Raw genomic sequence first — 16,930 nt, 5'->3', positions numbered from 1 at the left:
CCTGAGCCAGGATGAGGTCTCAGCCAGGCAAGCTCTCAATCCCTCATGGTGAGGAGCGCGTTTTCGCGCGTCTCGAACCATGAAGGCCCCGGAAGAGGCAGCCGTGACCCCATTCGATTTCACCGCGGCCAGAAGGTGACAACCAAACCACCGGCAACGATCAGAAGTCCTCCAACCACGATGGGTGCGCCGGGCAGGGTGCGGAACGTGACGAACGAAACCACCTGCCACACGCAGAAGAGCGTGGCGATATAGAGTCCGACCACGCGCTCGAACGGCACCGGGGCGAAATTCAGCAGCGCGCCATATCCGAACAGCAAAAGTCCGCCACCCAGAAGGGTCGCAGCTTGCGTGGCGCCGGATCGGTTGAACAAGCCTATTCTGATGGTCGCATCCCCGAATGATTCCATCGTGGTCGCGACAACGAGAATGCCGAATGTCAGGAGTGAATTTAACAAGCCGTTCCCCTCTTCTGAGGCTGCCCCTAAGGCTGTCTTGGGTTGGCGCAGGCGGCCACTTGCCGTTTCGGCCCACCGTGGCCTAATTTAGAATCGTCAGCCGCGCAATTTGGATTTGGGTATATAATTTAGGTAGATCATGGATTCCCTGGAACGCGTTCGAACCAGCTTCGCCAAGCAAGGCCTGATGACCACGCTGGGCGCAAAGCTCGGCGCGATCTCGCCGGGCGCGGTCGAGATCATCCTCATCCCAAGTCCGGCGATCTCGCAACAGCATGGCTTCGTTCATGCCGGCGCGGTGAGCTCGATTGCGGACAGTGCGGTGGGCTACGCCTCGCTTAGCCTCGTACCATCAGGGACGTCGATCCTGACCGCGGAATTCAAGATCAATCTGGTCGCGCCCGCGGTCGGCGAGCGCATCATCGCGCGCGGCCGCGTGATCAAGCCGGGCCGCACCCTGACGCTGGCGCAAACCGATGTGTTCGCGCAGAGCAAGGGCCAGGAAAAGCTGATCGCGGTGTTGACCGCGACCATGATGTCGATCGAGGGACGCGAAGGGATCGAGGATTAGGCTGCTGGCTCGCTATGTCCGTGGCACATTGCGACATATGACTCGCGTAGCCCGGATGAGCGAAGCGATATCCGGGGTCTTTGCTTTATCACCCCGCATGTCGCTGCGCTCATGCGGGCTACTCGCTACTGGCGACTTGCTCTCGAATTTCCGGTGTTGGATATCGACCTGATGACCGCATTTCTTAAACGCATCTGGGCGTGGCTGAAGTCCCGCAAGGTCGAACTTGGCCTTGGCATCCGGGTCACCGTCGCTGCGATGAGCGCGCTGGTGATCGCGCTGGCGGTGGGGCTGAAGCTTCCATTATGGGCGGTGCTGACCTCGCTGATCGTGACGCAAATGAGTGTCGGGCGATCGCTCAAGGCGACCCGCGATTATCTGGTGGGTACATTGGGCGGCGCGGTCTATGGCGCCTTTATCGCGGTGATGATCCCGCATTCCGGCGAAGGCGCGCTGCTGGCGGTTCTGGTGCTGGCGGTGGCGCCGCTGGCGTTCATGGCCGCGATCAATCCCAGCCTGAATGTCGCGACCGTCACTGCGATCATCGTGCTGCTGCTGCCGACCATGAACCATGGCAATCCGCTGGATTCGGCGATCGATCGCGTTCTCGAAGTCGCGGTCGGCGCGCTCTCCGGCCTGCTCGTGTCGTTTCTGGTGCTGCCCTCGCGCGCGCACAGCCATGTCCGCACCAAGGCGGCGCAGGCGCTGGAATTGATGGCGTCCGCGCTCGATGAATTGCTGTGCGGGCTGACCCGGGGCCGCGACAACGACGCGCTGCATGCTCTGCAGGACGGAATCGGCACCGCAATGGTGGGCCTGAACGCGACCGGCGCGGAGGCCGAGCGCGAACGCGCCGCGCGGCTGTCCAGCGGCCCCGATACCGGGCCGTTGCTGCGAACGGTGCTGCGCCTGCGCCATGACCTCGTGATGGTCGGACGCGCCAGCGTGATCCCGCTGCCGGCCAATCTGCAGCAACGCCTCGCCGGACCGCTAAGGCGCGTCAGCGACAGCATCGCTGCCTATTTGAGGGCGAGCGCCGCCACGCTTCGAACCGGCAATAACCCGCCCGCGATCGAGCCGCTGGAGGCCGAGCTGGAAGCCTATGCCGCTGAAGTCGCGGGGTGCCGCGCCGAGGGCCTGACGCGCGGGTTGCCGGCCGATGCCATCGAGCGGTTTTTCACGCTGCGATTCTCGCTGGAACAGATGCATCAGAATTTAAGGGATCTGCAACGCTGCGTCGCGGTCTGGACCGAGCAGTCGGAAGTTCCGGCGCAAGAGAGGGGAGACGGCGCCAAGGGCGGAGAACAGGGGCTGAAAAAATAAGCCAATAGAATTGGGGTTTTCCAGCAAAGCACGTCATGCCGGGCTTGTCCCGGCCATGAAGAAAAAGCGAGTGAAGGCCGATTATGTCCGGTCGTCGGCACAGGAGCCGGTTCGATCGCTTAATAATCGGGACAATAGGAACTCCCGGGCGTTGAGCGCTTTGCTTTTATGCTTTGACAGATGGTGGAATAAGGCCCAAGCCACTTCGTGCCTCGCCCGAAAAGTCGGGCCATCCGCCTGTGACGGCTGCCGAACAGACATCGGCATAAAGCTTTCTTGCTGGAATTCCTGACCGTGGAGGCGTCGCCTCGGAACGCCACGTCAACCCCTGCGGGAGACGGCCCAGACCGACCGGGCGGGATTTTTTTCTTTTGGACACGCAAACGCGCGACGCTCAAGCCAACAAGCTGTTGGCGAGCTTACCTCTTGGCGACTTTCAAGTTTTGAGAGCCCACTTCGTCACCAAGCATCTTGCGCAAGGCGAGTTGCTGTTCGATGCCGATGACGAGGTCGATCAGGTCTACTTCCCGTTATCCGGCATGATATCGCTGCTGAGCGTCCTGCAAAACGGCAACGGCGTCGAAACCGCGACCGTCGGCCGGGAGGGTGTTGTCGGGGCCATGGCGGGTCTGGGTCTGCACAGATCCCACGTCAAGGCCGTCGCTCAACTGGAGAGCGTGGTTGCCCGCATACAGGCGGCTCAGTTCAGGAAAGTTGCCGCATCGAGGCCGGCCATTGTGGATCTCTGCATCCGATATAATGAGGTGCTGCTGTCGCAGGCAAGGATCACGGCCGCCTGCAATCTCACGCATGCCATCGAGGCCCGCTTGTGCCGCTGGTTACTGCAAACCTATGACCGCGCCGAAAGCAACATCCTGCCTCTGACACAGGAATTTCTCTCGGAAATGCTGGGGGTGCGCCGGACGTCGATTACCGATGTCGCCATGAAAATGCAAAATGCCGGCGCCATCAGCTACTCGCGCGGTACCATCAAGATCGTCGCGCTGGAGAGACTGAAAGAAGTTTCCTGCGAATGCTACGAGACTATGCGCGAACAAGCGGCGCCGTAGCGGCAGCCACCGGTCACCGGGAGCGTGGGCTGCTTCTGTCCCGGAGCGCGAAAAAGCCGGTGCCGCATCCTGGAAGTAGCGCGGAATGGTTCCGGCATGGGAACCCGAATTTATGTCGACTCCCGCACATAACTGGCGCAAACTGACCCACATCACCGCACCGCCTCGGCTTTCATCGGTGACTGAGAGTCCGGTCATGCTCCCGCCCAGCGCAGGGGAGTGCCATGCCTCAAAGGCTCAAGCTCGACACAACACCGTTTATCGACCACCTCGCAAAGCAGAAGCAGCGCCTTGAGGCGGAAGCTGCCCAGGCGCCTCCCGGTCCGGTCCGCGACAGTGTTTTGAAACGGCTCCGCCAGCTCGATATTGCCGCCCATCTGAACGAGTGGTTGTCGTCACCGGGCCTGCGGACACCCCGGTGATGCCGGAGTATCGCGCGTATACCGTCGGCAGCGATGGGCATTTCACAGGATTCGAACCGCTGGTTTGCGCCGACGATGCCGAGGCCACCGAGAAAGCGCAGCGCCTTGTTGACCGCCACGATATCGAGCTTTGGACCGGATCGAGGTTGGTGGCGAAGCTCAGCGCTACCCCGCGTGCCCGGCTCACCTCACACATCATCGAGGACGGCAAGCTGATCCCGAAACCGGAGTAGCCCAGTGGAACATCGCGGCGTCCAATATCAAATCGTGCAGACCGCCAATCCCGCGCAACGATAACTTGAATTTCGCTGACTTGAAATTCTTCTGAACAATTTCGCCGCTTCCCCGTCATATCAGGGGGAGTGGTACGATGGCACATAAAAACGAGCGCGTTGAACTGGAAATCAAGATCCTCAGATATCGCGCACTGGCGCGACAAGCCGACGCCGAGACTGCGCAACGCATCAACGGATTGATCGCCGAACTGGAACAGAAGCTTCGCGAGATCGACGAGTAAGGCCGCATTCGCAAGGTCGGCATTCTGCGAATGTTCAGAGGCGAACAATCCTGGGCGAACCAATTTGCCGTGCGACCGCACGCCGCACCGTCATCACCCGGCGAGATCGTTCGGGCTGTCGTCGCGATTTCCGAAGCCGGAAGCCTGACCAAGGCCGGTGCCGAGCCAGGCGCTTAGTCCGGCGCGGATCGGATGGTTTCAGTTGGAACAGGCGTGGTCCCTCGGACTCGCTCAACCAGTGAACTCAGGCCCATGATGATGAGCGGGATCACCAGCGCCACGTAAGCAGGGTCGATGTCGTAGGGGTTGCCCATCAGGAACCAGGCGATGGTGGCGACCAGTGAAATGACGATGCTGAGCAGGGCACCGGTGCGGGTGCCGAACCACGGCGCGTAGAACACCAGCAGCACCAGCACCGAGAGCGAGGCGCGGATCGCCTTGGCCAGAAATGTCATCTGCAGGATGTTCGGCGTGTAGATCGCCAGCACGATCGGCAACAGGCCAGCGACGATGGTGGTGATGCGAATGAACGTCAGAGATCGTTTCTCGTCGTCGTGCTTCCCGTCTGTCCTGGCGACGAAGCGGACGTAGAAATCCTTGTAGAGCAATGTCGCGGTCGCCACGCTGATCGCGGCCATGGTGCCGAACAGCGACGCCGCCATGCCGGCCGCAACTACGCCCGCCATCACGCCGTTCATATCCGTAATCAGCGCCGAGAACGCGTTGATGGATTTGATGGTGGGAAACAGCGCCAGCGAACAGACGCCGACCAAGGCGGTGGCGATCCCGAACGGCACCAGCAACAAGGCGGTGTAGAGGCTCGCGGCCTTCGCCTTCTGGCGGGTCTCGACGGTGTTGATGGCCTGAATGACGTATTGCGTGGAGAAGGTGGCGCCGATGCCGGCGATGAACCAGGCGAAAATCTGTCCCCAGCCGGCATTGGTCCAGGAAAACATCTCGGCCGGCACTCGCGCCTGCAATTCACCGAAGCCGCCGACTTTTGTCAGCCCGAACCAGAGCGCGACGGCGACACCCACATACTTCATCAGCGAATGAATCACGTTGGTGTAGACCACGGACTTCATTCCGCCCATGAACACATAGAGCACGGAAACGATGCCGCAGATCACGGTGGCCAGCGTGCGATCGACCGCCAATAGCCCGCTCAGGATGGTACCGCCGCCGGCATAGATCGCAACGCCGACGATCTGCAGCGCGAAGATCATCACCAACGAGGTCGCAAGCCTGGTTTGCGGCCCCCAGACGTCGGCGAACACGCCGGAGATGGTGTTTTGCCCGGACTCCTTGTATTTGCCGGCGAGAAAATAAGCGTAGAACAAGAACCCCAGCGCGAGCGCGATGATATTCCACGCGGCCGAAATGCCGGATTTGAATGCTTCCTGCGCGGTGCCGACGCTGGCCGACGTGCCGATGAATTCGGACATCAGCATCAACCCGACCAGAACCGCGGGAACGCCGGAATGGCCAGATGTGCCCGACGTAAACGTCGTCGTGGTGTTGACCGAGCGCTGGATCACGCTGGTCAGCAAGCCCAGGCCGACCATGTATCCGATCACGATCGCCAAGGCCAAATAGTTGGTGTGCATCTGCCCCCCGGGTGCGACCGCTTCAGCGCGCGGCTGTCGGTCTTGTTAGGAGCTTGCCTGCTCTGTCGCAAAAGGCAACCGATACAACCGATACTAGCGTGCGCGGGCGTCCGAGTTGTCCGCATTGAATTGGTGCGCTACGTTCGCGCCCAACGCATAACAACAAGACTGGGGCAGAACGACCATGATCAGGCTCTCATTGACGGCGGCAGTCGCGGTAGGGTTGCTGTTATCGTCGATCGGAACGGCTGAACGCGCGGCGGCGCAGGGCGTGGAGATCAAGGTGCTGGCGTCGGTGGCGCTGACCTCGGCGCTGGACGAGATCGCGCCGCAATTCGAGCGTGCCACCGGGAACAAGCTCACTCTCGGCTACAGTCTGATCGCCGATATCAAAAAGCGGATCCTCGCCGGCGAGACCGCCGACCTCATCATCCTGTCGCGGCCTGTCATGGATGACCTGCAGAAAGCGGACAAGATCGCGCCCGGCAGCATTACGGATATTGTGGGAACGCCGATTGCGATCGCGGTGAAGGCGGGTGCGCCGAAGCCGGATATCTCCTCGGTCGATGCGTTGAAGCGCTCATTGCTCGCGGCCAAATCCATCGTCTATGCCGACCCGGCCAAGGGCGGCGCCAGCGGCGTTTATTTCGCGCGCGTGGTCGATCAGCTTGGTCTTACCGAGCAGTTGAAATCGAAGACTATCCTGGTGCCGGGTGCGCAGGCGGCTGAAGTCCTTGCCAAAGGCGAAGCCGAGATCGGCGTCGCGCAGGCGTCGGAAATCGTGCCGGATCCGGGCGCGCAACTGGTCGGGCCGTTGCCGGGCGAATTCAACAGCGTGACAAAATTCACCGCCGGCATCGGCGCCGGCAGCAAGGCTTCCGACGCGGCGAAGGCGCTGGGCCAGTTCCTCAAAAGCCCGGCGGCATTGGCGGTGTTCAAGTCGAAGGGGCTGGAGCCGGGATAGCGTGAGATTGTTGCCGCCGTCTCGAAGGATGGATGCGGTCACGCGCTGAAGAATTATCGATCCAGCGCCACCGGCTTGAAAGCGGCGACGAGTACTTTTTCAAGCTTCCCCTGCATCCCGCAAAGGATGTCGTAGGCCTGGCCTCTGGGCATCGGCGCCTTGTAGCGCCGGTCCTCGATCAGCGCGGCGAAAATATCCGAGATCGTCAATATTCGGACGATATCGCTGATGCTCTCGGCGCAAAGCGCGTCGGGATATCCACTGCCGTCGAGAAGTTCGTGATGATGACGGACCGCGTCGAGGACTTCAGGGGAAATTTCCTCGTTGCCCTTGAGCGCATCATATCCGAGAGCGGGATGGGTTTCGATAATCGCGCGCTCCTGCGGATCGAGACGCCCGGGCTTGTCGAGCACGGCCAGCGGAATCGTCGCCTTGCCCAAATCGTGAAACATCGCCGCCGTATACAATCGCTCCATGTCGCGTTTCGCCAGACCGAGGCTCAAGCCGAAATCGACGGCGACGCCGGTGACCAGGAGACAATGCTGAAACGTCCCTTCGTGGTGGCGGCGAACGGTTGTCAGCCAGTCGGACATTCCTTTTTCAGCGACACGCTCCGCGATCTTGCGGCCCGCGTCCCGGGCGCCCTTAACGTCGATCGCCGTGCCGGTTGCCACCGCCTCGAACATCGAAGCCATTGCCGTCGCGCCAGCAGAGGAAGCATCGGTATCTTCGTTGGTGGCGACTGGCGCACCGACAACGGGATCGCTCCGGTCCGCCAGCGCCGCAAGCAATTTGGCCTGATCGACCGGACCCGCGAGAACGAGTGTCGCGCCCAACGCGTAGGCCTGGGCGATACCGAGGTTGACTTTCTGATCCAGCAGGAAGATGCGTTTTTTCACGTGAGCCAGGCTGCCGAGCGTTGTCCTGAGCGCCTCGATATTCTCGACAACGCGAAGATCCGCCTTGACCACGACGGCGCGGCAGTTGCCGCGCCCGACCTTGGCGGCCGTCAGCAATTCCGAGGTGACCTTGTATTTTCGCTCAAGCACGGCGCATATGCCGGCGAGCTTGGCGGAACTATCAGCTACAACATGAACGGGCATAATAATCGGTCTCGTTAACGAATCATCGGTCTCCTGCGCCTATTCCCAAAAAGAACCCTGTTCTTGCGCAGGTTCGTTCAGCCATATCAGCGCCTCCCGCAGATCAAGCAGCAGGACGCGCTCCTGCGCGGCGGATGCGCACTCACCGTCACTGAGATAAAGCAGGAAACAACCGTCGCCATCCCGAAACAACACTTCGAGGGCCTCGCCTGACGTAAGAGATTGCGCATCTATAAAATCAATGGCGCGCGAAGAAATCATTTGCATGTGAAATCACCATCATCGCTTCGTTACGAAGCCGGTTGCTCTGCCTTCCTTGAATTTGCCGATTTGGCCTTCTTCTTGGGACTCTTTGAAACGAAACGAACGCCCGCCTGATCGCCGTCGATCCAGACCAGTTCACACCTGCGAAAGGCGAGCCCGGTAGACGACAGCAGCAGGAAAAATTCGCGGGCCTGCAACACGTTTACCGGACCCTCGACCGCAAGCTTGGCGCCGGTGTCGGAAATATCCAGCAGCTTGCAACTTCGCCGCCATGTCCCGTCGACTCCCATCAGGTTGACGGTATGGGCATGCTCAAGTTCAACACGAGAGGCCTTTCGATGTTCTCCCCTCATCGCTCTGCTCCCGCTGTGGCGACCGCCCTCCCGGTCGCATCTGGCTTGGTCGCCGCGCTACCCAAAAGCCCGAAGCGGATGGTCTGCTGGGCCGTGGACAAATAAAGCTTTTCGAACTTTTCCTTCGCAATCGTGCGTTCCTGCTCGGTCAACTGCGGCATGCTGCGGCTGCGGATAATCGACAGCGCGGTTTGCCAGTCCAGCCGGGAAGCGCGGCAGGCCACGATCAGGCCGTCGCAACTCTTTTCTTCCATCAACGGCGCGATAACCTCGATGGGGGCACCTGACAGCACGGACAGCGACACGATGACGTTGGTGGCCTCGCGTCGCATCGCAAAACGATTGATAACGGAATCCGTCAGCTTGCCGGAATTGCTGAGCGCGGCAATCTTGGCATGGGCCTCGGAGTAGACGACCGGCTCCGTTGCTTTTTGGGAGACATGGGCTGCGATGTCATCCAGCACTTCCCGAATGCTCTGACGCAATTTGGGCGGCGCGGATTTGAGCAGCGCCAGCCGCACCGCATCGGTCGCCTTCGAGAGCAGTTCGCGAAGCATCGCGGCAGGAAGGTCCGGGCGAAGCACCAGCGAATCCGCGATGTCCTTGTGGGGTTCGGCCGCGGCAACGATCGCCGCATAGCCGGCTTCGGAGAATTTCGCGCCCGCATTCTTGGCAAGCGCGCGGCAGACATCGAGGTCGCCGCGTTTCAGGAGAATATCGGTAAGCGCTTCTCCGATTGTTCGCCGGCACGAAATGGTGAGGAGATGCTGGCGGCCGAGACGGCTCGCGATCTCCACCAGCGCCGCATCGGAAAGCGCGGACGAGCGAAGCAGAACAGGTCCGGCAACGGCGATGTCCTTGTGACAGGCGAGACGGCGTACCGCCTGTTGCGGTGCCGAACTTGACGCGGCCAGTGCGGCGCTGAGATGAACGAGGGCGGGCGCTTCAACGTGTTCGATCAGCCGAACCATCACGTCGTCGAAGACGCCAATCTGGGTTTCGTTGAGCCGGGCGGCGCTGGAAAGAAACAGATGCAACACCCGCTGCAGCATCAGAACGCGGCGCTCGGGCGAGCCGCTGGATACTGTTGCTTCTAAGTCGCTAACCAGCTCTGCGCATGTGGTGTTGGTCATGGCCGGCACCATTGCCGTTGAAGGTTCAACTGATCAAAAATGCTTGCGTCATCGAAGCCCCAGATGTCATCGACGGGGCTGATGAGTTATCCAAAATCAAACTGTACGCGTAAAAAGTTAATAGCTTTTTGATATATCTTCATGGGTAATATGGCACCCGTCATCTCTTGAGGGTCCGCGCGCCCGGGCTCGATGATCGCACGCCTCAAAACGGCGAGGCGCTGAAGCCAAGCGGCTGCACGACGTCGTAGCTCGCCTTCGTCACCGGCACGGCGTAACTCACCGTCAGCCCGCCGAAGGGCGAGCCCCAGGTCAGGCCGACGCCGACCGAGGAGCGCACGATGTTGCCATTGGCGAGCTGCAGCGATTGCGACGAGCCCGGAAATGTCGTCGAGCCGACATAGCGAAACACGCTGCCGGCATCGACAAAGGCCGAGGCTTTCAATCCATATTCCTGCGGGACGCCGGGAATCGGGCTCTGCAGTTCGGCTGTGGTCGCCCAATACAGGCTGCCGCCGACATTATCCATTGTCGTGCCCGGCGTAAGATCGCGCGGGCCAAAACCATTCGGCGCAAATCCGCGCACCAGGCTTGGGCCGCCGAAGAAGCTGTCGATCAGCGGCACTTGCTGGCCGCCCCAGCCGGTGATGTAGCCGCCTTGCGCGCGCACCATGCCGGTGAGGTCGTTGCCGAGCGATTGGTAATAGCGCACGTCTTCGGTGGTGCGCAGGAAGTTCACGTCGCCGCCCAATCCGGCGAGATCCTGCTTCAACTGCGCATTGAGTCCGCTGGTGGGATTTTTGGCGTTGTCGAGCGTGCTGTAGGTGACGGTGTCGCCGACCGCCGACACCCATTGCGGGCCGGCCAACGCGGCCTGCTGAATTGCCAGCGAAGGAGCTGCGGCGAGCGAGGCCGGATCGAGCGTAACATTCTGTCGCGCGATGGAATAGCGCCACTGCACGCCGAGCTGGTCATTGACCGGCGTGCCGAACATGATCATCGCGCCGTAATTCTGCGTGCCGTAGGATTGATACGAACTGGAGTCGGTGTTCCTGGCGAAGAAATCCACGCCGGCGGAAACTTTCGTCCCGAGGAAATACGGCTCCGACGCCGAGAGATCCACGCCTTGGGTATATTGGCCCAGCGTCAGGGTGGACTTCACGGTGTCGCCGGTGCCCATGAAATTGCTGTCGCCGACCTTGACCTCGGCCAGCAGGCCGTCGACCGTCGAGTAACCGCCGGCCACGCTGAAGTCGCCGGTTTGCTGTTCGACCAGCTCGACATCGAGTATCAGCCGATCGGGCGCCGATCCCGGCTTGTTGGTGATTTTGATCGTTTTAAAATAGTTCAGGTTCTTCAACCGGCGCTCGGCGCGGTCGATCAGTCCCTTGTTGTAGGCATCGCCCTCGGCGATATCGAATTCGCGGCGGATCACGTAGCCGCGGGTGCGGGTGTTGCCATGGATATCGATGCGCTCCACATACGTGCGCGCGCCCTGATCGATCACCAGCGCGACATCAATATGTTGCGATTGCGCATCGCGCGTGGTCCGCGGTTTCACCTGCGCAAAGGGATAGCCGAGCCTGGAGAGTTCAAGCGCCAGCAATTCGTCTGTCTTGTCGAGCGCATTGCCGTCGAACAGCGCACCGGAGCGCACCAGCAACAGACGCCGCAGTTTTTCGGGATCGAGCCCCGGCACGTTGCAGACGAGGGTGACGTCGCCGAAACGATAGAGCGGGCCTTCGTCGATCGAAAATGTCAGCGTGAAGCCATGAATCGCCGGATCGTATTCGGCCACCGCGTTGGTCACGCTGGCATCGGCATAGCCCTTGCTGCGATAATAAGTCCGCAATTGCTCGCGGTCGCCAGCGACGCGGTCGGGGTCGTAGACATCGCCGCCGGTGAGAAAACTCAGGAATGTGGTCGCGGAGGTCTTGATCACGGCGCTGAGCTGGCGTTTGCCAAACGCCTTGTTGCCGGTGAATTCGATCTGCCGCACCGTGGTCTTGGCGCCCTCGGTCACGACATAGACGAGATCGACGCGGTCATGGCCGCGGTCGATGATCTCAGGCCTGACGCTGACATCGTCGCGGCCGGCATGGCGATAGACCTCCAGGATATGATCGACATCGCCTTGCACCATCGCGCGCAGCAGCGTGCCGCGCGGCTTGGAGTCCACCGCGGCTGACAGCTCCGTGTCCTTGATCTTCCTGTTGCCCTCGAACGCGACGTGATCGAGCACCGGCGCCTCGGCCAGATGCACGATCAGTTGTTCGCCTGTCCGTTCGATGGTGACCTTGTCGAACAGGTTTGTCGCCAGCAGCGCCTTGAGCGCATCGTCGCGCGCGGCCTCATCGAAGCGGCCGTCGGGCGTCGGATGAAAATAGGAACGCACGGTCGCGATATCGATGCGGCGATTGCCCTGGACCGTTACAAGCTCGCGCGCTTTCGCTTCAATGTCGCTGGCCGGTGCTTCCCCGGCGAGCGCTGATACTGAACACAACGCCAGCGCTGCACTCACCAGCGCAGCCATAACGCCTGGCCGGCTACCTTGCCGGCCCCACGCACTGCGTGACCTCATCGCGTCCCGCCTGTCATCCCGCTTGTCCCGCTACAATCGAAGTGCGCGCGCAAGGCGAAAGAATGTCTGGGGTGAGGTGAGTTGTGGCCTTGGGCGTTAACGACCGCCATAATTTCCTCGCCATAATTTCGACGCGGCGCCGAACCGGGCTTCCCCAGATTTGTCGTATAGCCGCTTCAAATGCCGCCTAGCCAAGGAGGCGGAAAACGTTGCGCTGCGCGTGCCGCAGGTGCCAACGCTTCTGCGGAGACTCCAGAAGTTTCTTGGGAGCATCACATGCGTTACACAGCTTACGTCGTCGCTTTGTTTGCGCTGATCCAGCCTGTTCAGGCCGCGGTCACGCCTGAGGTCGATCCGCGCGCCTCGCTCGGCGTGGTCCAGCAATGGATCTATAATTACCGCGCCAAGCCCGATTACGCGCATGTCCCGGCCGCGATGCGCGTGCTGTTTCATACCCAGAGCTTCAAAGAGCCGGAGAATGCCGGCATCTATCTCGGCTTCCTCGCCGGCGCGATCGGATCGAATCCGGCGAAGGCCGAGCAGCTTGTCACGAGTTTGTTTCCCGTTCCGCCGGAAGACGAATGGGTGGTCGTGCGCGCGATCGCCTATTCGGGGTTATCAGACTGGCGCAATCTTCTGCGCAAGGTCGCGCCGAAGATGCCGGGCCGCAAGGTGATGATCGACAGTTATCTGGCGGGCACGCTGCCGGTGCTGGCAGACATTCCGCTGGAAGAAACCAAGCCCGGCGTGCTCGAAAAGCTGCGCGGCGCGCTGACCAAAAATCCCTTTTCAAAAGACGACAAGACGCTGAAGCTGACGCAGACCTTTGCAGGCAATCAGGATCTCCTGGATACGCTGTGGGGCTATTATTTCGCGACCGGCTCCTATGTGCCGATCCTGCACATCATCAAGATGCTGCCCTGGAGCAAGAGCCGCGACACCGTCGACAAGCTGACCGTCGGCAGCATGGCGCGCTACACGCTGGCAAGCTACGCGGTGCGCGATGCGGGCCTGCGCGAATATCTGCGCAGCGAACTCGCGGTGCAGCCGGCGGCGGTGAAGGGGCCGCTCACCGAAGTGGTGCAGGCGGCCGATACCGTGCAGCTCGGCGCGGTGCGCAAGGACGCGCTCGCCGCGGTCGATGAACTCAAGGCCAAGGGTTCGGATTCCCGTCGCAACCTCGACTTCTGGGGCCAGGTCGGCGTCGGCGCGGTCGCGCTGGGCTGTGTCTCGGCAGCGGCATTAGGCCAGGTCGCGATCGGCATCCCCTGCGTGATCGGCGGCTCGGCCTCGCAGGGGCTGTTGTCGTTCTGGGAAAAACAGCAGCAGTGAGGCTGTTGTTCTTACCTCGCCCCGCTTGCGGCAGGGCTGTCGCATATGACTTTCCGCCGCGGTAATCGCTTGGGGCCTCATGGTTCGAGACGCCTCGAAGACGAGGCTCCTCACCATGAGGGTTCAAGATTTAGCCGCACAGAAAGTCCTCATCCTGAGGGGACGCCGTAGGCGGCCGTCTCGAAGGATGGCCGCACAAAGACTGCAGGCCCAAATCTTTTTCTTCATATGCGATAGCCCTACCGCTTGCGGGGGGAGGGAATTGAAAACACAACGGCCGCGGCTATGTCCCAAGCCGCGGCCATTCTTTTTTGGTTTCCAATTGTTGCTATGCCCAGATCACATCACGCCGGCGAGGCCAGCGGTTTGCCTTTTTCGATAATATAAGTGCTCACTATTTTCGTTTTGACGTCGCCGTTCTTGTTGCCGGCGTGCGGTGCGCCGGGCGGGACCACGAAGCCGTCGCCGGGCTTGTACATCTTGGTCGGCAGGCCCTCGATCGGCAGCTCAAAGCCGCCTTCGAGAATGTAGGCGGATTCGATGCCGGGATGGGTGTGGCGGCCGATGGTGACGCCGGCTTCGATCTCGATCGCGACCAGCAGTGTCTCATATCCGGCCGCCGGGCCGTCGCTCCGCGACAGGATCTTGCGGGAAACGCCGGGCGTGGTGGCGGGCGGCGTTTGCGCCGACGCATCGGTGGCCAAAAATCCGGTAATCGAGCAAAGCGCGCAGGACGCAACGCCCGCAAAGCCTCGGCGTGTCAGCATGACCGTTCTCCCTGTGATGTCCGGATCATGGGCGCCGGACTTGTTGCCGCGCGAAACCTGCCTCAGCGGAATGGGCTTGGCAAGCGGGAAGGGGGAGGCGATGAGGCCCGTCTGGCGCATCCGTCATTGCGAGGAGCGTTAGCGACGAAGCAATCCATCTTGAGCCAGCACGGTCTGCCGAGGCATGGATTGCTTCGCTGCGCTCGCAATGACGACATTCTTGATGTTCGTGCGTCTCAAAATGTTCGCGCATCTCAAAAAGAAAGGGGCCGAAGCCCCTTTCTCTCGTCGCGATTACCACTGATGCCAGCGGTGCCAGCCGTAGCCACCGCCCCAGTGACGATGCCAGCCGTAGCCGCCGCCATAGCCCCAGTGACGGTGCCAGCCACCATAACCACCACCCCAATAATGCGGATGGTAGTAGCCGCCACCGCCGTAGCCGTAATGACGGTGCCAGCAATGGCCGTATTCGTTGCAGACGTAACCAGCCGGTACGTTGACAGTCGTCTGCGCAGACGCGGCGCCGCTCGATAGTGCAACCCCGCTCAGTGCAGCGAGGCCAACAAGTGCAGAAACAAGTTTCATGATTTTCCTCCTGAGATTTAACGTCGAACATCTGTTGGAGGTAGCGAGCGAGAAACGGGTTCGGTGTATTACGCAGGTTTAATGCGGGTGAACAATTTCCTGAAAAACCCTTCGGGACATGGGTGTTCTTGCGATGCGATCGCGCATAACACGGCCCTGCTCTCCAACTTGTAATGATTTCCAATTTGTAACGCGCGCGGTTCGAACGGCGCATCATTCACGTCCCACCAATCGATGTTGCGATGGAGGGTTCGATGAAGATGATGTCATGGTCGCGCTATCACTGCCTGTCGCCATCGCTGCTGCGCGCCGAGCGCCGCGCTGCAAAATCCAAATCGAAACTTCGAAAGATATGGCGCCGCAACCGCGTCCCGCACCGGCGTCCGCCCGTGCCCGGCGCCACAAGCGGCCTGTTCCGTTATTTCCAATTTGTAATCCGGCTGTTTCGAACCTAAACCGGATGTGGCATGACCGATCCCCTGATCGTCGCGTCAAGGATTCCCTGCGCCGGGTGACCATGAAATCGCTTAAGGTGGAATTGCCGTTCTGGGTTCGCGCCGTCCTCCTGGTGGGCGTGTTGTGCATCGTCGCGGGCGCCGGCCTGGTCGCGTACCGCTATTACGAAAAGCCGGTGACGCTGACGGTCGCGGTCGGCTCGCTGGACGGTGAGGCCAGACAGACCGCGTCATTGATCGCCGGCCGCCTCGCGACCACCGATTCACCCGTGCGGCTCAAGGTCGAGAATTCCGGCAACGTGCTCGACGCGGCGAAAGCCTTCGCGGCCGGAAAGGCCGATCTCGCGGTGGTGCGGGCGGATGTCGGCGATCTCTCGCAGGCGCGCACTGTGACCATGACGACGCATGGCGTCGTGATGATCGTGGCGCCGCCGGGATCGTCGATCACCAGCATCGCCAAATTGCGCGATCACACCGTTGGTGTGGTCGGCGGCGAAATCAATCACGGCGTCGTCGAGGCGCTGAAGAAGGAATACGACCTCGGCCGTTCCAATGTGACGTTCAAGGATATCATGCCATCCGATGCGCGCCGCGCGGTGCAGGCCAAGGAAGTCGCGGCGTTGTTGCTGGTGGTGCCGCTGACCGACCGGTATCTGTCGCTGGTGAGGGGGCTGTTCAAGGAAAGCGCGACCGCCGGGCCGGTCTTGATCCCGATCGATTCCGCCGGTGCGATCGCCGATACCAAGGGGCCCTATGAAAGCTTCGATATCCCGAAAGGCACCCTGCGCGGTGCGCCGCCGGTGCCGGATAATGACGTCACGACCTTGCGGGTGACGTATTATCTGGTCGCGAACCGGCATCTCAATGCCGATGTGATCGCCGACCTCGCCCGCAGGATCATGGGCGTGCGTCGCGATCTCGTCGGCGAAGACCCGCAGCTAGCGGGGATCGCCGCGCCCGAACTCGATGCCGATGCCTATATCTCGGCGCATCCCGGCGCCGCGGCGTTTTTCAACGGCACCCAGCAAAGCTTCATGGATCGCTACGGCAACGCGATCTATCTGACGCCGATGGCGCTCGGCGCGCTGGCCTCGATCTTTGCCGCGGCGTGGCGCTTTCTCGGCGTGCGCAGCAATGAGGCCGCGCATCCGACGCTGGATGCGTTTTGTGCGCTGCCGGGAAGGATTCGCAGCGTTACCGACGAGAGCGAATTGAATGCGATCGAGAACGAGGTCGATTCATTGCTGCGCACGCAGCTCGCGCGAACCGCCGGACAGGAAGAAGGCGCCGCCGAAGCGCAGGCGCTGATCGCAGCGGCGCAGCGGCTGGATAATCTGATCCATCATCGCCGCGTGATGCTGGCTGGGCGGGCGGGGGTGGGTTAGAATCTTTTCCACGGCTGCATCCTTCGAGACGCGCGCGAGA

General features: G+C 61.3%; 19 protein-coding genes. 10 read left to right on the top strand and 9 right to left on the bottom strand.

Annotated elements, in window-relative coordinates; all coding sequences use genetic code 11:
• Positions 1-119: 119 nt before the first annotated feature.
• The gene (locus HB676_RS27685) at positions 120-458 is read right to left on the bottom strand and encodes a hypothetical protein (RefSeq protein ID WP_213741651.1); all 339 of its coding nucleotides are present in this window, start codon (positions 456-458) and stop codon (positions 120-122) included.
• 139 nt (positions 459-597) lie between these two features.
• Here HB676_RS27685 and HB676_RS27680 point away from each other — a divergent pair, with 139 nt between their 5' ends.
• The 6 genes from HB676_RS27680 (at position 598) to HB676_RS27655 (ending at position 4,361) form a co-directional block, all read left to right on the top strand.
• The gene (locus tag HB676_RS27680) at positions 598-1,029 is read left to right on the top strand and encodes a PaaI family thioesterase (RefSeq protein ID WP_213741650.1); all 432 of its coding nucleotides are present in this window, start codon (positions 598-600) and stop codon (positions 1,027-1,029) included.
• 171 nt (positions 1,030-1,200) lie between these two features.
• Complete coding sequence (locus HB676_RS27675) at positions 1,201-2,352, top strand: FUSC family protein (protein WP_213741649.1); 1,152 nt, start codon at positions 1,201-1,203, stop codon at positions 2,350-2,352.
• Positions 2,353-2,723: 371 nt separating this feature from the next.
• Positions 2,724-3,422 carry a Crp/Fnr family transcriptional regulator gene (locus HB676_RS27670; RefSeq protein ID WP_213741648.1) on the top strand — a complete coding sequence of 233 codons (699 nt, stop codon included), beginning with the start codon at positions 2,724-2,726 and terminating at the stop codon, positions 3,420-3,422.
• A 224-nt stretch (positions 3,423-3,646) separates the two neighbouring features.
• Positions 3,647-3,844, top strand: a complete 198-nt coding sequence (locus HB676_RS27665; protein WP_213741662.1) for a hypothetical protein — start codon at positions 3,647-3,649, stop codon at positions 3,842-3,844.
• A complete protein-coding gene (locus tag HB676_RS27660) occupies positions 3,844-4,077 on the top strand; it encodes a hypothetical protein (RefSeq protein ID WP_213741647.1) in 234 nt (77 codons plus the stop codon). Before HB676_RS27665 ends, HB676_RS27660 begins: the two co-directional genes overlap by 1 nt.
• Before the next feature lie 137 nt (positions 4,078-4,214).
• Positions 4,215-4,361, top strand: coding sequence for a hypothetical protein (locus tag HB676_RS27655; protein ID WP_213741646.1), 147 nt, complete (start codon positions 4,215-4,217; stop codon positions 4,359-4,361).
• Between the two features lie 173 nt (positions 4,362-4,534).
• On the opposite strand, the gene HB676_RS27650 is transcribed toward HB676_RS27655, so the two are convergent.
• Positions 4,535-5,968 (bottom strand): sodium:solute symporter family protein, encoded by a 1,434-nt coding sequence (locus HB676_RS27650; protein ID WP_213741645.1) that lies wholly within the window; start codon positions 5,966-5,968, stop codon positions 4,535-4,537.
• A 184-nt stretch (positions 5,969-6,152) separates the two neighbouring features.
• Here HB676_RS27650 and modA point away from each other — a divergent pair, with 184 nt between their 5' ends.
• Positions 6,153-6,932, top strand: a complete 780-nt coding sequence (gene modA / locus HB676_RS27645; protein ID WP_213741644.1) for a molybdate ABC transporter substrate-binding protein — start codon at positions 6,153-6,155, stop codon at positions 6,930-6,932.
• A gap of 53 nt (positions 6,933-6,985) precedes the next feature.
• Here the strand turns inward: modA and HB676_RS27640 are convergent, their stop codons facing one another.
• From HB676_RS27640 to bamA, 5 genes are all read right to left on the bottom strand, one after another.
• On the bottom strand, positions 6,986-8,035 hold the full coding sequence (locus HB676_RS27640; RefSeq protein ID WP_213741643.1) for an HD domain-containing phosphohydrolase: 1,050 nt from the start codon (positions 8,033-8,035) through the stop codon (positions 6,986-6,988).
• Positions 8,036-8,074: 39 nt separating this feature from the next.
• Positions 8,075-8,302 (bottom strand): hypothetical protein, encoded by a 228-nt coding sequence (locus HB676_RS27635; RefSeq protein WP_213741642.1) that lies wholly within the window; start codon positions 8,300-8,302, stop codon positions 8,075-8,077.
• Between the two features lie 23 nt (positions 8,303-8,325).
• Entirely contained in the window at positions 8,326-8,652 is a 327-nt protein-coding gene (locus HB676_RS27630; RefSeq protein ID WP_213741641.1) for a PilZ domain-containing protein, read from the bottom strand.
• Positions 8,649-9,785, bottom strand: a complete 1,137-nt coding sequence (locus HB676_RS27625) for a DUF2336 domain-containing protein (RefSeq protein WP_213741640.1) — start codon at positions 9,783-9,785, stop codon at positions 8,649-8,651. The genes HB676_RS27630 and HB676_RS27625 overlap by 4 nt, the downstream gene beginning before the upstream one ends.
• Before the next feature lie 205 nt (positions 9,786-9,990).
• Complete coding sequence (bamA, locus tag HB676_RS27620) at positions 9,991-12,318, bottom strand: outer membrane protein assembly factor BamA (RefSeq protein WP_213741639.1); 2,328 nt, start codon at positions 12,316-12,318, stop codon at positions 9,991-9,993.
• 324 nt (positions 12,319-12,642) lie between these two features.
• On the opposite strand from bamA, the gene HB676_RS27615 reads away from it, so the two are divergent.
• Complete coding sequence (locus HB676_RS27615; protein WP_213741638.1) at positions 12,643-13,698, top strand: hypothetical protein; 1,056 nt, start codon at positions 12,643-12,645, stop codon at positions 13,696-13,698.
• 344 nt (positions 13,699-14,042) lie between these two features.
• Here HB676_RS27615 and HB676_RS27610 read toward each other — a convergent pair whose 3' ends face one another.
• Both HB676_RS27610 and HB676_RS27605 read right to left on the bottom strand, forming a co-directional pair.
• Positions 14,043-14,465, bottom strand: a complete 423-nt coding sequence (locus HB676_RS27610; protein WP_213741637.1) for a cupin domain-containing protein — start codon at positions 14,463-14,465, stop codon at positions 14,043-14,045.
• Between the two features lie 294 nt (positions 14,466-14,759).
• Positions 14,760-15,050 carry a hypothetical protein gene (locus HB676_RS27605; protein WP_213741636.1) on the bottom strand — a complete coding sequence of 97 codons (291 nt, stop codon included), beginning with the start codon at positions 15,048-15,050 and terminating at the stop codon, positions 14,760-14,762.
• Positions 15,051-15,304: 254 nt separating this feature from the next.
• Between HB676_RS27605 and HB676_RS27600 the strand changes: the two genes are divergently transcribed.
• The gene (locus tag HB676_RS27600) at positions 15,305-15,505 is read left to right on the top strand and encodes a hypothetical protein (RefSeq protein ID WP_213741635.1); all 201 of its coding nucleotides are present in this window, start codon (positions 15,305-15,307) and stop codon (positions 15,503-15,505) included.
• 62 nt (positions 15,506-15,567) lie between these two features.
• Positions 15,568-16,890 (top strand): TAXI family TRAP transporter solute-binding subunit, encoded by a 1,323-nt coding sequence (locus tag HB676_RS27595; RefSeq protein ID WP_213741634.1) that lies wholly within the window; start codon positions 15,568-15,570, stop codon positions 16,888-16,890.
• Positions 16,891-16,930 lie beyond the last annotated feature (40 nt).

This window comes from Bradyrhizobium sp. dw_411, from assembly GCF_018449695.1.
In the GTDB taxonomy this organism is placed as follows: Bacteria; Pseudomonadota; Alphaproteobacteria; order Rhizobiales; family Xanthobacteraceae; genus Bradyrhizobium.
This window is presented reverse-complemented; position numbering and strand designations above follow the sequence as displayed.

Bases quoted from the DNA above. Each gene is read 5' to 3' on its own strand.
- HB676_RS27680 (WP_213741650.1), top strand. From the start codon at position 598: ATGGATTCCCTGGAACGCGTTCGAACCAGCTTCGCCAAGCAAGGCCTG.
- HB676_RS27675 (WP_213741649.1), top strand. From the start codon at position 1,201: ATGACCGCATTTCTTAAACGCATCTGGGCGTGGCTGAAGTCCCGCAAG.
- HB676_RS27665 (WP_213741662.1), top strand. From the start codon at position 3,647: ATGCCTCAAAGGCTCAAGCTCGACACAACACCGTTTATCGACCACCTC.
- HB676_RS27660 (WP_213741647.1), top strand. From the start codon at position 3,844: ATGCCGGAGTATCGCGCGTATACCGTCGGCAGCGATGGGCATTTCACA.
- HB676_RS27655 (WP_213741646.1), top strand. From the start codon at position 4,215: ATGGCACATAAAAACGAGCGCGTTGAACTGGAAATCAAGATCCTCAGA.
- HB676_RS27650 (WP_213741645.1), bottom strand. From the start codon at position 5,968: ATGCACACCAACTATTTGGCCTTGGCGATCGTGATCGGATACATGGTC.
- modA (WP_213741644.1), top strand. From the start codon at position 6,153: ATGATCAGGCTCTCATTGACGGCGGCAGTCGCGGTAGGGTTGCTGTTA.
- HB676_RS27640 (WP_213741643.1), bottom strand. From the start codon at position 8,035: ATGCCCGTTCATGTTGTAGCTGATAGTTCCGCCAAGCTCGCCGGCATA.
- HB676_RS27635 (WP_213741642.1), bottom strand. From the start codon at position 8,302: ATGCAAATGATTTCTTCGCGCGCCATTGATTTTATAGATGCGCAATCT.
- HB676_RS27630 (WP_213741641.1), bottom strand. From the start codon at position 8,652: ATGAGGGGAGAACATCGAAAGGCCTCTCGTGTTGAACTTGAGCATGCC.
- HB676_RS27625 (WP_213741640.1), bottom strand. From the start codon at position 9,785: ATGACCAACACCACATGCGCAGAGCTGGTTAGCGACTTAGAAGCAACA.
- bamA (WP_213741639.1), bottom strand. From the start codon at position 12,318: ATGGCTGCGCTGGTGAGTGCAGCGCTGGCGTTGTGTTCAGTATCAGCG.
- HB676_RS27615 (WP_213741638.1), top strand. From the start codon at position 12,643: ATGCGTTACACAGCTTACGTCGTCGCTTTGTTTGCGCTGATCCAGCCT.
- HB676_RS27610 (WP_213741637.1), bottom strand. From the start codon at position 14,465: ATGCTGACACGCCGAGGCTTTGCGGGCGTTGCGTCCTGCGCGCTTTGC.
- HB676_RS27605 (WP_213741636.1), bottom strand. From the start codon at position 15,050: ATGAAACTTGTTTCTGCACTTGTTGGCCTCGCTGCACTGAGCGGGGTT.
- HB676_RS27600 (WP_213741635.1), top strand. From the start codon at position 15,305: ATGAAGATGATGTCATGGTCGCGCTATCACTGCCTGTCGCCATCGCTG.
- HB676_RS27595 (WP_213741634.1), top strand. From the start codon at position 15,568: ATGAAATCGCTTAAGGTGGAATTGCCGTTCTGGGTTCGCGCCGTCCTC.